The 12,938-nt window shown below is 70.2% G+C and carries 13 protein-coding genes; 7 read left to right on the forward strand and 6 right to left on the reverse strand.

Features of this window, described 5'->3' with window-relative positions:
- Positions 1-5: 5 nt before the first annotated feature.
- The gene (locus tag OHB21_RS06315; RefSeq protein ID WP_195126153.1) at positions 6-3,671 is read right to left on the reverse strand and encodes a transglutaminase family protein; all 3,666 of its coding nucleotides are present in this window, start codon (positions 3,669-3,671) and stop codon (positions 6-8) included.
- Between the two features lie 148 nt (positions 3,672-3,819).
- On the opposite strand from OHB21_RS06315, the gene OHB21_RS06320 reads away from it, so the two are divergent.
- Positions 3,820-4,020: a hypothetical protein gene (locus tag OHB21_RS06320; RefSeq protein ID WP_067507803.1), complete on the forward strand. Its 201-nt coding sequence runs from the start codon at positions 3,820-3,822 to the stop codon at positions 4,018-4,020.
- 3 nt (positions 4,021-4,023) lie between these two features.
- On the opposite strand, the gene OHB21_RS06325 is transcribed toward OHB21_RS06320, so the two are convergent.
- Complete coding sequence (locus OHB21_RS06325) at positions 4,024-4,659, reverse strand: Uma2 family endonuclease (RefSeq protein WP_067507805.1); 636 nt, start codon at positions 4,657-4,659, stop codon at positions 4,024-4,026.
- Between the two features lie 89 nt (positions 4,660-4,748).
- Between OHB21_RS06325 and OHB21_RS06330 the strand changes: the two genes are divergently transcribed.
- Positions 4,749-5,384 (forward strand): hypothetical protein, encoded by a 636-nt coding sequence (locus OHB21_RS06330; RefSeq protein ID WP_067507807.1) that lies wholly within the window; start codon positions 4,749-4,751, stop codon positions 5,382-5,384.
- An 82-nt stretch (positions 5,385-5,466) separates the two neighbouring features.
- Here the strand turns inward: OHB21_RS06330 and OHB21_RS06335 are convergent, their stop codons facing one another.
- The 3 genes from OHB21_RS06335 to OHB21_RS06345 are packed head-to-tail and all read right to left on the reverse strand — an operon-like array spanning position 5,467 to position 7,108.
- Positions 5,467-6,087 carry a LysE family translocator gene (locus OHB21_RS06335; RefSeq protein WP_067507809.1) on the reverse strand — a complete coding sequence of 207 codons (621 nt, stop codon included), beginning with the start codon at positions 6,085-6,087 and terminating at the stop codon, positions 5,467-5,469.
- Between the two features lie 52 nt (positions 6,088-6,139).
- Positions 6,140-6,748 carry a recombination mediator RecR gene (gene recR / locus OHB21_RS06340; RefSeq protein WP_067507811.1) on the reverse strand — a complete coding sequence of 203 codons (609 nt, stop codon included), beginning with the start codon at positions 6,746-6,748 and terminating at the stop codon, positions 6,140-6,142.
- A 15-nt stretch (positions 6,749-6,763) separates the two neighbouring features.
- Positions 6,764-7,108 carry a YbaB/EbfC family nucleoid-associated protein gene (locus tag OHB21_RS06345; RefSeq protein WP_067507813.1) on the reverse strand — a complete coding sequence of 115 codons (345 nt, stop codon included), beginning with the start codon at positions 7,106-7,108 and terminating at the stop codon, positions 6,764-6,766.
- 206 nt (positions 7,109-7,314) lie between these two features.
- On the opposite strand from OHB21_RS06345, the gene OHB21_RS06350 reads away from it, so the two are divergent.
- Genes OHB21_RS06350 through OHB21_RS06360 form a run of 3 tightly spaced genes read left to right on the forward strand, consistent with a single transcriptional unit; the run spans position 7,315 to position 9,143 of the window.
- Complete coding sequence (locus OHB21_RS06350) at positions 7,315-7,890, forward strand: hypothetical protein (protein WP_067508082.1); 576 nt, start codon at positions 7,315-7,317, stop codon at positions 7,888-7,890.
- A 39-nt stretch (positions 7,891-7,929) separates the two neighbouring features.
- Complete coding sequence (locus OHB21_RS06355) at positions 7,930-8,745, forward strand: MerR family transcriptional regulator (protein ID WP_195126152.1); 816 nt, start codon at positions 7,930-7,932, stop codon at positions 8,743-8,745.
- Positions 8,746-8,792: 47 nt separating this feature from the next.
- Positions 8,793-9,143, forward strand: coding sequence for a VOC family protein (locus tag OHB21_RS06360; protein ID WP_195126151.1), 351 nt, complete (start codon positions 8,793-8,795; stop codon positions 9,141-9,143).
- Positions 9,144-9,284: 141 nt separating this feature from the next.
- On the opposite strand, the gene OHB21_RS06365 is transcribed toward OHB21_RS06360, so the two are convergent.
- The gene (locus OHB21_RS06365) at positions 9,285-9,719 is read right to left on the reverse strand and encodes an SRPBCC family protein (RefSeq protein ID WP_067507819.1); all 435 of its coding nucleotides are present in this window, start codon (positions 9,717-9,719) and stop codon (positions 9,285-9,287) included.
- Positions 9,720-10,143: 424 nt separating this feature from the next.
- On the opposite strand from OHB21_RS06365, the gene OHB21_RS06370 reads away from it, so the two are divergent.
- Complete coding sequence (locus OHB21_RS06370; RefSeq protein WP_195126185.1) at positions 10,144-11,586, forward strand: FAD-binding oxidoreductase; 1,443 nt, start codon at positions 10,144-10,146, stop codon at positions 11,584-11,586.
- Positions 11,583-12,902 carry a class I SAM-dependent methyltransferase gene (locus OHB21_RS06375; protein ID WP_328437835.1) on the forward strand — a complete coding sequence of 440 codons (1,320 nt, stop codon included), beginning with the start codon at positions 11,583-11,585 and terminating at the stop codon, positions 12,900-12,902. Before OHB21_RS06370 ends, OHB21_RS06375 begins: the two co-directional genes overlap by 4 nt.
- Positions 12,903-12,938 lie beyond the last annotated feature (36 nt).

Genomic DNA, 12,938 nt, shown 5'->3' on the forward strand with positions numbered 1-12,938 from the left:
CCGGCTCACCGATCGCTGACCGGTCCCCACACCGTGCGGGCCCGGCGTAGATCCAGGATGCCCTGGACGCCGGCGTCGGTCGACTGTGCGGCCATCTTCGCACGTAGCGCGCCGGGATCTACGCGTTCGACGGTATGACCGGCGGCCTCGAAGCGTCGATTGCGCCGCGATTGCGCCGCGACGGCGTTCACCGGCGGATCGTCGTAGGCCATGCCGCCCGGGTGCGAGACGTGATAGGTGCAGCCGCCGCGCGAGAGCCCCGACTCGGTGTCGATCAGGTCGAACACCAGCGGCGCGTCCACGGTGAGGGAGGGGTGCAGCGAGTTCGGCGGCTGCCACGCGCGGTAGCGCACGCCCGCCACCTGCACATCGGCGTTCTCGGTGGCCAGCAGCGGGACCGGCCAGCCGTTGCAGGTCACGGTGTAGCGGCCGCGATCGGCGCCCACCACGCGCACCTGCACGCGCTCCACCGACGAGTCGACGTAGCGGGCCGTGCCGGTGGCCTCGGTCTGTTCGCCGAGTGTGTACCAGGGCTCGATGGCGCCGCGCAGTTCGATCTCGATGCCGCCGAGCACCACGGTGCCGATGCGCGGGAAACGGAACTCGGTGAACGGGTCGAGCCACGCGGTGTCGAAATCGATGCCGTCGGCGCGCAGATCCGCCGCGACCTCGGCGATGTCGGCCATCAGGAAGTGCGGCAGCAGGTAGCGGCCGTGCAGGTTGGCGCCGTGCCGGATCAGCCCGGCGCGCAACGGATTCGACCAGAACTTCGCCACCAGCCCGCGCACCAGCAGCGACTGCACCATGGCCATGCGGTGGTGCGGCGGCATCTCGAAACCGCGCAACTCCACCAGGCCCAGCCGCCCGCGCGCCGAATCGGGGCTGTAGAGCTTGTCGATGCAGAACTCGGCGCGGTGGGTGTTGCCGGTGAGGTCGGTGAGCAGGTGGCGCAGCGCCCGGTCGACGTGCCACGGACCGGATTCGGCGTCGCGCCCGCGCGCGGACGACGCGGTGAGCCGGGCGATTTCGGCGAAAGCGATCTCCAGCTCGTACAGCGCCGACTCGCGGCCCTCGTCCACCCGCGGCGCCTGCGAGGTGGGTCCGACGAAACGGCCCGCGAACAGGTAGGACAGCGCGGGGTGGCGCTGCCAGTAGGTGAGCATGGAGACCAGCAGGTCGGGCCTGCGCAGCAGCGGTGACCGGGCGGGCGTCACGCCGCCCAGGGTGATGTGGTTGCCGCCGCCGGTGCCGCCGTGCGTGCCGTCCACGTCGAAGGATTCGGTGCCGAGGCGGGCCAGCCTGGCCTGTTCGTAGAGGGTGGCGAGCAGCTCGGACTGTTCGGCGAAGGACGCCGTCGGCTGGACGTTGACCTCGATGACGCCGGGATCGGGCGTCACCGACAGCGAGCGCAGTCGGGGGTCGGCGGGCGGGGCGTAGCCCTCCAGCACGATCGGCAGGCCGCCGGCCGCCGCCGCGTCCTCGACCCGGCGCAGCAGGTCGAGGAAATCCTCCAATTCCTCGACGGGCGGGAGGAATACGTGTATCCGGCCGTCGCGCACCTCGGCCACGAGCGCGGTGACCGGCTCGCCGTCCGGCTCGGCGACCTCGCCGGGTGGTTCCCGGTGTGGGTCTCGCTCAGGGGTGTCGGACAGCGGGTCGCGTTCGGGGCGCGGACGCGGTTCGCTCCAGGACACGGCGTCCAGTGGCAGGCGCAGTCCGGCCGGAGAGTCGCCTTCCGTCAGCACTATTCGGCCGTGGGGCGGGTTCTCGAGCTGCCCGCGTCGCAACCGCCAGTTGGGGCTGGCCCAGGCGCGACCGTCCTCGGTGCGGTAGAGCGGCAGGACGTAGGCGCTGGGTTCGGTGATCGAATCGTCCAGTCGCCGCAGCAGTTCCGCGCGCACCTCGGGGGAGTCGGCGGTCAGGTCTTCGTCGTCGGCGACCGGATTGCCCTCGGGGAGGCGCACTTTCCGCGCGAGGCGGGCGAGCGGGTCCTCGTAGGCGGGGCGCACTTGGGATTCGGGGAGGGCGAGTCCGGCGGCGATGTGGGCGATCAGGGCGCGTGCGGCGTGCGGGGGTACCGGGCGGATGTCGGGGCGTGGCGGCAGCGTATCTGCCCCGATAGCGTGCGCGTCGCCGGGAGCAATGCTGTCCGGTTCACCGGACGGGACAGCAACCGCCCCGACGGTCTGAGCGTCGCCGCCGCGGCCGTCCGAGTCGCCGGTGGCCGAGCCCTCTGTCCCGGCTTCCTTCGGTCCTCCGGCGAAGGGCTCTTCGGGCACCGCCGCCGCCCCTGGCACGCCGAACGGGCTGGCGAGTTCGTTGTCATCAGGCGCGACCGCTGTCCCTGAGGCGGCCAGCGGTGATGCGGTCGGCGAGGGCGTATCAGCGACGGCAACCGGAGTCCACGGGCCGACCAGCAGGTCGGGCCGGGTCCAGATCGGGGTGCCGTCGGCGCTCCACGCGAGCGCTATCTCCCAGCGCGGCAACGGTTCTCCGGGATACCACTTGCCCTGCCGGTACTGGACGATGCCGTTCGGGGCGTAGATGCGGCGCAGGCGTTCGGCGAGGTCGACGGCGCGTTCACGTTTGTGCGGGCCGTCGGCGTCGGTGTTCCACTCCGGGGAGGTCTGGTCGTCGAGCGAGACGAACGTGGGTTCGCCGCCCATCGTGAGGCCCACGTCCTCGGCGGCCATCCGCGCGTCGATGGCCGCGCCCGAGGCGGTGATGCGCTCCCACTGGGATTCGGTGTAGGGCAACGTGACCCGCGGGTCCTCGTGCACGCGGCGCACCGTGTTCGCGAAGTCGAGGGTGGCGTTGGTGCGACCGGTCGCGCCGGTGATCGGGGCCGAGGAGTTCGGGTGCGGGGTGGCCGAGAGCGGGATGTGGCCCTCCCCCGCGAACAGGCCCGACGTCGGGTCGAGGCCCACCCAGCCCGCGCCCGGCACGTAGACCTCGGTCCAGGCGTGCAGGTCGGTGAAATCGGCGGCGGGACCGGAGGGGCCGTCCAGGGCGGGCACATCCTGCGCGAGTTGCACCAGGTACCCCGACACGAACCGCGCGGCCAACCCGAACTCGCGCAGGATCGACACCAGCAGCCACGCGGAGTCGCGGCACGAGCCGAGCGCGGCACGCAACGTGTGGTCGGGTGACTGCACGCCCGGCTCCATCCGCACCGTGTACGCGACATCCCCGCGCACCGCGTGATTCAACGCGACCAGGAAGTCGATGGTGCGCGGCGCGTCGCCGGGGACGTGGGCGCGCACCCAGTCCCGTACCAGCGCGCCCGGGCCCGCGCCGGGCGATTCGTCCACGGGCCGCAGGTAGGGCTCCAGATCGGCGGCCAGCGCGGGCGGGTAGGTGAACGGGAAGTGCTCGGCGTAGTCCTCGACGAAGAAGTCGAACGGGTTGACCACCTCCAGATCGGCGATCAGCCCCACCGTGATGGACAGTTCCCTGGCGGGCGCGGGAAACACCAGGCGCGCAAGGAAATTGCCGAAGGCGTCCTGCTGCCAGTTGACGAAGTGCTCGCGCGGCGTCACCCGCATCGAGTAGGCGTCGATGCGGGTGCGCGAGTGCGGCGCCGGGCGTAGCCGCACCACGTGCGGGTGCACCTCCACCAGCCGGTCGAAGGTGTAGGTCGTCCGGTGTTCGAGCGACACCTTGATGCCCATCCCGCAAGTTCACCACACGGCGCCGGTGCGTGACGGCCCGAGCGCGGCGTTTCGGCGGACCCGCCGCCGACACACCGGTGCCGGGTCCCACCGCGGGCCGTGCCAGGATGCCAGCATCGAATCACCAGCCGATCCGTCGGGAGGTCCCATGCGCGCGATCTGCACGTTCTGCGAATCCGCCGTCGACCACTGCCACGGCACCCTCGTCGTCCACCCCACCGGCCGCCCCGAGTGCACCGACGACACCTGCCCCGACCCCGACCACGCCCGCCACGCGTTCGTCATCGACTGCACCGACATCGCCGGCGGCTGCGCCTGCGCGGCCGAGGAGGCCCGCCGTTCGGCCTAGCGATCAGCCGACGTCTTCGTCGAGATCGTCCCAGGTGGCGTGGATCCCGAACGGGGCGACCGTTTCGATCGCGAGCGGATTCGCCCGGGTCCGGTGGCCGTAGGAGGCGTACTTGCCCTCGGAATCCAGCGTCAGCATCTCGATCGACACGACCGGCCCGTCGTTGTCCACCATTCGGACGATCCAGTAGTACTGGATGCCGAATCGCGCGTACTCCGCCCGCTTGTCGATCAGGTCTGCGGTCACGGTGCTCGGCGAGACGATCTCGATGACCAGCACCGCGTCCGCGACCGTCGGCTTCAGTTTCCACTTGCCGCGCGGCTCGTCGATGCAGCGGTACACGATGACGTCCGGCCGCTTGTAGTGCAACGGCACCTCGGAGACGAGCATGTCGACATCGCGGTTGATCCGCAGGCACGGCTGACTGTCCCCGCGCTTGGCCCTGCCGTCCAACAGCGCTCGCTCCAGATTGCGGGCGACGGCGTTGTGGTTCGGCGACGGCGACTCGCAGTGCACGATCATCCCATCCTTGACCTCGATGGCACTCGCGATGTCCTCGGGCATCGTGAGGTAGTCGTCGAGCTCGACCGCGTAGGGGTACGGCTTCAGCGAAGACCAGTCGAACGCTTCCGACATCATGACCGTCCTTGGGCTGGTGGGTGCCCCAATCGTAGGTCAGCCCAACGGGGCGGAGAGGTCGCGTCGGTACGCCCCCGTACGCTGGCCGGGTGAATTACGAGCACGTGCTGTTGCCTGCCGGGGTCGTCGCGGGTGCCGAGGAGGCGGAGGGGTATCTCGCGGCGCAGGAGGGGCTGGCCGAGGCGGCGGTGGTGGCCGAGATGCGGGCGGAGGTCGAGAAGCGCGACGCCGAGCTGCCGCCCGCGGACACTTTTCTGGGTGGGGATCCAGTGGGTATCGGGACCGCGCTGTTCGTCGCGAGCCCGTATGACGCCATCGGCTACGTCCGGCACCTGCTTTTCGAGATCGCGACGCCGCGCGGCTACGCCATATACGACCCGCAGCTGATGTGGCTGGTCTCGCCCACGAACCACGTGCCGGCGCTGGTCACGCACGGTGGTGCCGGGCACTACCCGTACCTCACCGAAGACGTGCTGCGACAATGGATTCCGGATCTCGCCCCGCCGAACCCCTACCTCATCGCCGAACGCGGCGACCACGACTACATCCAGACCTACCGCGCCAAACCCTCCGAGTACACGGTCGAGTACCGCGCGGGCGGCCCCGACCAGCACTACGCCACCGTGGTCAACGACCCGGCCGTGGTGATCAAGCTGATCTGGGCGTGGGCCACCGGGCAGACCAGCGCGCTCGCGGGCGTCCCATGGGAGCGCGTCGAACTCTGACCCGGCCGCACACCGAAACCAGGGTCACCAGCCCAGCGCACCGACCTGACAGTCCCGTCACTCCGAGCCGCGGCCCGGGCTCCTACCGGTCCTGTACCGCCAACCGCCCGGCCAGCGCGACGAACGACGCCCCGAACACCCGCCGCATCCACGTCACCACCGCGGGCCGCGCGAGGACGTGCGCGCGCACCGCCGCCGCGCACGCGCCGTAGGCGGCGAACACCACGAACGTGACCAGCATGAACACCGCGCTCGACAGCAGCATGCGGGGCAGCGCGTCGGGCGCGCCCGCGGGCACGAACTGCGGCAGGAACGCGAAGAAGAACAGGGTCAGCTTCGGGTTGAGCACGTTCAGCAGCACCGCCGACACGATCACCTGCCGCGACGACGGCGCGGGCGCGCCCGCTTCCGCCTCGGACAGCGCCAGCGCGCCCTTGTCGCGCAACGTCGTCCACGCCATGTACAGCAAGTAGGCGACGCCGAGGTACTTCACCGTGTGGAAGGCGACGGCGCTGGTGTTCATCAGCGCCGCCAGCCCGGTGACGGCGGCCGCCACATGCGGCACGATGCCCAGCGTGCACCCGAACGCCGCCACCGCGCTCGCGCGCACGCCGCGCGACAACCCGGCCGCCAGGGTGAACAGCACCCCCGTCCCCGGGGTGGCCACGACGACGAGCGTCGTCAACAGGAATTCGATGCTCATCCCCCGCACGCTAACCCGTCGGCGGGGACGCGGCCAGACCCGGTTTCGCGGACTACAGCGTGCGCCGCCCGGAAAGGGCACGCCCGAGGGTGAGTTCGTCGGCGAACTCCAGATCGCCGCCCATCGGCAGGCCCGACGCCAGCCGGGTGACGGTGAGACCGGGGAAATCGCGCAGCATCCGCACCAGGTAGGTGGCGGTGGCCTCGCCCTCGGTGTTCGGGTCGGTCGCGATGATCACCTCGGTCACATCGACGCCGTCGGTCTGGGTGCCGATGCGCGCCAGCAACTCCCGGATGCGCAGCTGGTCGGGGCCGACGCCGCTGAGCGGGTCGAGCGCGCCGCCGAGCACGTGGTAGCGGCCGCGGAACTCGCGCGTGCGCTCGATGGCCTGCACGTCCTTGGGCTCCTCGACCACACAGATCATGGTGAGATCGCGGCGCGGGTCGGCGCAGATGCGGCACAGTTCACCGTCGGACACGGTGCCGCAGACCGTGCAGAACTGCACGCCGTCGCGCACCTTCTGCAAGGCGGCCTGCAACCGATCGATCTCCGGCGGCTCCACCTGCAACAGGTGGAAGGCGATGCGCTGCGCGCTCTTGGGACCGACGCCGGGGAGTTTGCCCAGTTCGTCGATCAGATCCTGGACCGGACCCTCGTACAACCGACCCGCCCTCGATCAGAAGCCGGGCAGACCGGGCAGCGCACCGCCGCCGAGGCCGCCGGAGAGCGGGCCGAGCTTGTCGGCGGCCAGCTGCTGGGCGTTGGCCATCGCGTCGTTGACCGCGCCGATCACCAGGTCCTGCAAGCCCTCGATATCGTCGGGGTCGACCACCTTCGGGTCGATGGTCAGCGCGACCACCTCACCGGTCGCCTTGATGGTCACCGAGACCAGCCCGCCACCGGCCTGCCCTTGCACCTCCGTCGCCGCGATCTCGGCCTGCGCCTGCACCATCGCCTGCTGCATCTGCTGGGCCTGGGCGAGCAACTGCTGCATGTCGAACTGACCACCACCGGGCTGCACGGTTCGTCCTCTCCTCGTTCGCTGCGCGGTCGCGGGCGAGCCGGTCGCACCACCGCGGGATTGCCGCGTCCCAGCCTAGTCCGCGTGCGACGGCCCAGGCGGACAGGTCGGCGCGGGAGTGCGCGCAATCGGCCGTCCCGGCGCGGTTGCCGGATCTATGCTCGAAGGGAGGTCGGGAGCACGACGATGTGAACCTGGAGACAGCCATGAGCGCGAAACGATTTCGACTGCTCGGCGCGGCGATGAGCGCGGCGATCGTCCCGAGCCTCTTCCTCGGCGGGGCGGGCCCCGCGTCCGCCGCCCCCGCGGCCGTCCCGGTCGCCGACTACGGCGGCGGGTGCGTGCTCGACCCGAACAACAAGGCGGTGACGCTGGATTCGCTGCGTTTCCGCTGTTCACCGGAGCAGGAGGACATGATCTTCCACAACGCTCCGCAGGGTGCGGTGCCGACGGGCGTGCGCGACGGCTGGGTGGTGCGGCCGAGGTATCTGCAAGGCGCGGCCTCCGGCGTGTGGATCGGCAAGACCTTCTACACCGGGCCCGACGGCGGCTTCCTCATGAACCGCGTGACGGGCGCGGGCCTCGAGGCGTGGCGGGCAGACGTGTACCGCGCGCCCGCGTTGCTCGACGGACGCCCGGCGTGGGCGCTGAACTACGCGCCGTCGCCCACGCCGCCGCTGTGGGACGAGATCCGCGAGGTCACCCCGGGCGTGTGGCTGGGCTATTCGTGGTGGCGCGGAGGGCTCCAGAACGTGCTGCTGCTGACGTTCGCGCTGGCGTGAGCTTGACTCTCCCGTTGCCGGAGGGTGTTCGCTGAACCCATGACAGCGACCGTGTCCATCGGCGAGTTCGCCAGGCTCACCTACCTGGGTGTGAAGACGCTGCGCCACTACCACGAGGTCGGCCTGCTCGAACCGGTGTCGGTGGACCCGGTCACCGGCTACCGCCGCTACTCGACCGAGCAGGTCGGCCGGGGGCACCTGATCCGCCGCCTGCGCGCCCTCGACATGCCGATCCCGGAGATCGCGGCGGTGCTGGCCGCACCCGACACCGCCGCCCGCGACGCCGCGCTGCGCGCGCACCTGACGCGGATGGAGGACCAGCTGCGCCGCACCGCCGATGTGGTGGCGTCGTTGCGCTCGCTGCTGACGCCGGGCCCCGCGCTGGAGGTGTCGTACCGCTCGGTGCCCGCGTTCCGCGCCCTCGCGATGGCGAAGTCCGTGGCGCGCCCGGAGATCGGGCCGTGGTGCGGGATAGCGTTCAGCACCCTTTACACAGCGCTGGGCGCCGCGGGCGTTGCGCCGGCCGGGCCCGGGGGCGCGACGTATTCGATGGAGTTCTTCGAGTACGACGAGGGCGAAGTCGTGGTGTTCGTCCCGATCCCCGGGGACGCCGAACCATACGCGCCCGACGGCTGCGCGGTGACCGAACTGCCTGGCCTGCGCTTCGCCGTCGCCGAACATCACGGCGATTTCGAGGATTTCGACCGCACCTACGGCGCGCTCGGCAGCTACGTCGCCGAGCACGATGTCGCACTGCCGGAACCCGTGCGCGAGATCTACCTGACCTCGCCCCGCGAAACCGGCGACACCGCCGACTACCGCACCGAGGTCTGCTGGCCCGTCGGCAGGCTCTGACGCCCGTCGGCGAAAGCCCCTGTCCCGCAATCGAGAAAGGCACCACCATGTCCTTGGCCATCGCCAATATCACCGTCGACTGCCGGAACGCGGCCGCGCTCGCCGACTTCTGGGCGCGACTGCTGGAACTCGAGGTGGATCCCGACCCCAATCCCTACTTCGCGACGGTCGGGCGGGCGGCCGGGATGTCGCCGATCCTGATGTTCATCCAGGTGCCGGACAAGACGCCGGGCAAGAACGTCGTGCACCTCGACCTGTCCGCCGCCGACTGGCGCGAGCACATCGACCGCGCGATCGCGTTGGGCGCCCAACACATCGGCGATTTCGAGGAGCACGGCGGGCGCTGGACCACCCTCGCCGATCCGGAGGGCAATCTGTTCGACATCGGCGCGAGCTGATCGGCGCGGTTCCGGCGGTAGTGCGGGTCCGGGAGTATTCGGGGCGAAAACATGTCCGGCTCAGCGGGACTCGCCCAGGCGCGCTCGGGCGGCGGCGCACACTTCCCGTGACCCGGGGTGAACCCCGGGTCACGGTGCGGCTCAAGCCAGTTCGCGCTGCAGGTTGCCGAGGACCTCGGCCTGGATCTTCTTCAGGCCGAGCGGGGCGAAGATGCCCTCGAAGATGCCCTTGACGCCGCCCGCGCCCTGCCAGGTGGTGCGCAGCGTGACCTGCGCGCCCGCACCGTCGGGGGTGACGGTCCAGGTGTTCACCAGCGTGGAGTTGGCGTCGCGCTCGGTGACGATCGAATCCGACACCGTGACGGCCGCCTTGATGTCGCGCGAGCGCGATTCGGTGGCCTGCAGGGTCCACTGGGCCACGGTGCCCGCGCCCTTGCCGCCCTCGATCACCTTGTAGTCGCGGTAGTGCGCGGAGAGGATGCGCGGGCGCACCGTCTCGTAGTCGGCGATGGCCTCGAGGGTGCGCTGCGGATCCGCCGCGACGGTGATCGAACTGCTGGCGCTGACCTGTCCCACAATGAGCTCCTCTGTCCCGGGTGCGTGTCTCGACCGCCCCCTATCCTGCCCTGTCGCCCGCGCGGACGGTGGTGCGCCCTCGGCCTTGCCGGGCTTCCGCGTTCGATCGTTCCAGAGGGGACAGCCTGCGGAATTTCGCGTACGGGCCGGCCCTACCGGCCGCAGTACGCGCGACAGCCCGGCAACCCGCCGCCCGGCCAGCCGTGCTGAACATCCGTCGCCGCGCCGCGCCGGGCCACAGCCGGTTCCGGGTCACCATCCGACTCAGGCATCCGAGCGGCGACACCGGGCCGGGCGTCCGCAGCGCCTACTGCCATCCACAACGTCCGGTGTTCCCGATGCAACATTCCCGTGACATTTCTCGCTGGGAGATCATTTCTCGCTGGCCGGGCGTGACGGGGCGTACTAGCGTCGAGGGGTGGCAGTGAGTCTGTTGGGGAAGGCCGGTCACACTCCGGCCGCACACGAATCAGGGTTCGCCGCGCACCGAGCGGGTGTGGATCGCCTCCTGGCGAGTTACCGCGCCATACCCGAGCACGCCAACGTGCGCCTGGCCAAGAAGACCTCGAACCTGTTCCGGGCGAGGGCGAAGAACACCGCCCCCGGCCTGGACGTTTCCGGTCTGACCAAGGTCATCGCCGTCGATCCGGAGGCCGGCACGGCCGAGGTGGCGGGCATGACCACCTACGAGGATCTGGTCGCCGCGACGCTGCCCTACGGGCTGGCGCCGCTGGTGGTGCCGCAGCTCAAGACCATCACCCTGGGCGGTGCGGTCACCGGGCTCGGCATCGAATCGACCTCGTTCCGCAACGGCCTGCCGCACGAATCCGTGCTGGAGATGGACGTGCTGACCGGCGCGGGCGAGATCGTCACCGCCACGCCGGACGGTGAGCACGCCGACCTGTTCCACGGTTTCCCCAACTCCTACGGCACCCTCGGCTACGCCGTGCGGCTGAAGATCGAGCTGGAGCCGGTGCCGCCCTACGTCGCGCTGCGGCACCTGCGCTTCCACGACCTGCGCGAACTCGAGGCCGCCATCGCGCGCATCGTGGACGAGAAGTCCCACGGCGGCGAACGCGTCGACTACCTCGACGGCGTGGTGTTCAGCGCCGGCGAGAGCTACCTGACGCTGGGCAGGCAGACCGACGAGCCGGGCCCGGTGAGCGACTACACCGGCATGGACATCTATTACCGCTCGCTGCAGCACGATTCGGCGCTGCCCAAGCGCGACCGGCTCACCATCCACGACTACCTGTGGCGCTGGGACACCGACTGGTTCTGGTGCTCGCGGGCGTTCGGCACGCAGAACCCGAAGATCCGCCGGTTCTGGCCGAAGCGCTACCGGCGCAGCAGTTTCTACTGGAAGCTCGTCGCGCTGGACCACAAATACAACATCGGCGACAAGCTGGAGGCCAGGAAGGGCAATCCGCCGCGCGAGCGGGTGGTGCAGGACATCGAGGTGCCCGTCGAGCGCACCGCCGATTTCATGGAATGGTTCCTGCGCGAGATCCCGATCGAGCCGGTGTGGCTGTGCCCGTTGCGGTTGCGCGACACGGCGGCCCCCGGCGCGGCCGACGAACGCCCCTGGCCGCTGTACCCTATCCAGCCGGATCGCACCTACGTCAACGTCGGCTTCTGGTCGGCGGTGCCCACCGTTCCCGGGCAGCCCGAGGGTGCGGCCAACCGCGCGATCGAAAGCACCGTGACCGAGTTCGACGGCCACAAATCGCTCTACTCGGATGCCTATTACGACGAGGCCGAGTTCGCCGAGCTGTACGGCGGCTCGGTCTACACCGATCTGAAGAAACGCTACGACCCGAACCAGCGGCTGCTGGATTTGTATTCGAAGGCGGTGCAACGCAAATGACGACGTTCAAGGACGCGCGGACCGGAAAGCTACCGGACCCGGGGATGAAGCTCAGCATTGCCGAGATCTTCGAGACCCTCATCGACGGTGAGGTCCCGATCCGCCTCACGGCCTACGACGGCAGCGCGACCGGTCCCGAGGATTCGCCCTACTCGCTGGACATCCGCACGCCGCGCGGCATCAACTACCTGGCCACCGCGCCCGGCGATCTGGGCATGGCCCGCGCCTACATCTCCGGCGATATGACCGCCACCGGCGTGCATCCCGGCGACCCCTACCCGATCCTGGTGGCGATGCGGGACATGAAGTTCCGCCGCCCGTCGGCGCTGGCGCTGGTCGCGATCGCGCGCTCGCTGGGCTGGGAGCGGCTCAAGCCGATCGCCCCGCCGCCGCAGGAGACGCTGCCGCGCTGGCGGCGGATCGCGCTGGAAGGGTTGCGGCACTCCAAGACTCGCGACGCCGAGGCCATCCACCACCACTACGACGTCTCGAACACCTTCTACGAGCACGTGCTCGGCCCGTCGATGACCTACACCTGCGCGGCCTACGGCGAGGCGGACTGGTCGCTGGAGCGCGCGCAGGAGAACAAGTACCGGCTGGTGTTCGACAAGCTGCGCCTGAAGGCGGGCGACCGGCTGCTCGACATCGGCTGCGGCTGGGGCGGCATGGTGCGCTACGCGGCCAAGCGCGGGGTGCGGGTGATCGGCGCGACGCTCTCGGCCGAACAGGCCGAATGGGCCCAGCGCAAGATCGCCGAGGAGGGTCTGAGCGAACTGGCCGAGGTGCGCCACTCCGATTACCGCGATGTGCCCGAGGGCGAGTTCGACGCGGTGTCATCGATCGGCCTGACCGAGCACATCGGCGTGCACAACTACCCGTTCTACTTCGAGTACATCAAGGGCAAGCTGCGGCCGGGCGGGCTGTTCCTGAACCACTGCATCACCCGTCCCGACAACACCCGCACCACCAAGGCGGGCGATTTCATCGACCGCTACGTGTTCCCCGACGGGGAGCTGATCGGTTCCGGCCGCATCATCTCCGACATCCAGAACGTGGGCCTCGAGGTCCTGCACGAGGAGAACCTGCGCGAGCACTACGCGCTGACCCTGCACGAATGGAGTAAGAACCTGGTCGCCAATTGGGACGCCTGCGTCGCGGAGGCCGGCGAGGGCACCGCCAAGGTCTGGGGCCTGTACATGGCCGGCTCCCGGCTCGGCTTCCAGCGCAACGTCGTCCAGCTCCACCAGGTCCTCGGCGTCCGTCTCCCCGACGACGGCACCTGGACCGTCCCCCTCCGCCCCTGGTGGGAGCCGTAGCCCCCAGGTCCGTGGCCGGGGATCGGCGGCCGGAGA

This window comes from Nocardia puris (assembly GCF_036051655.1).
In the GTDB taxonomy this organism is placed as follows: domain Bacteria; phylum Actinomycetota; class Actinomycetes; order Mycobacteriales; family Mycobacteriaceae; genus Nocardia; species Nocardia puris.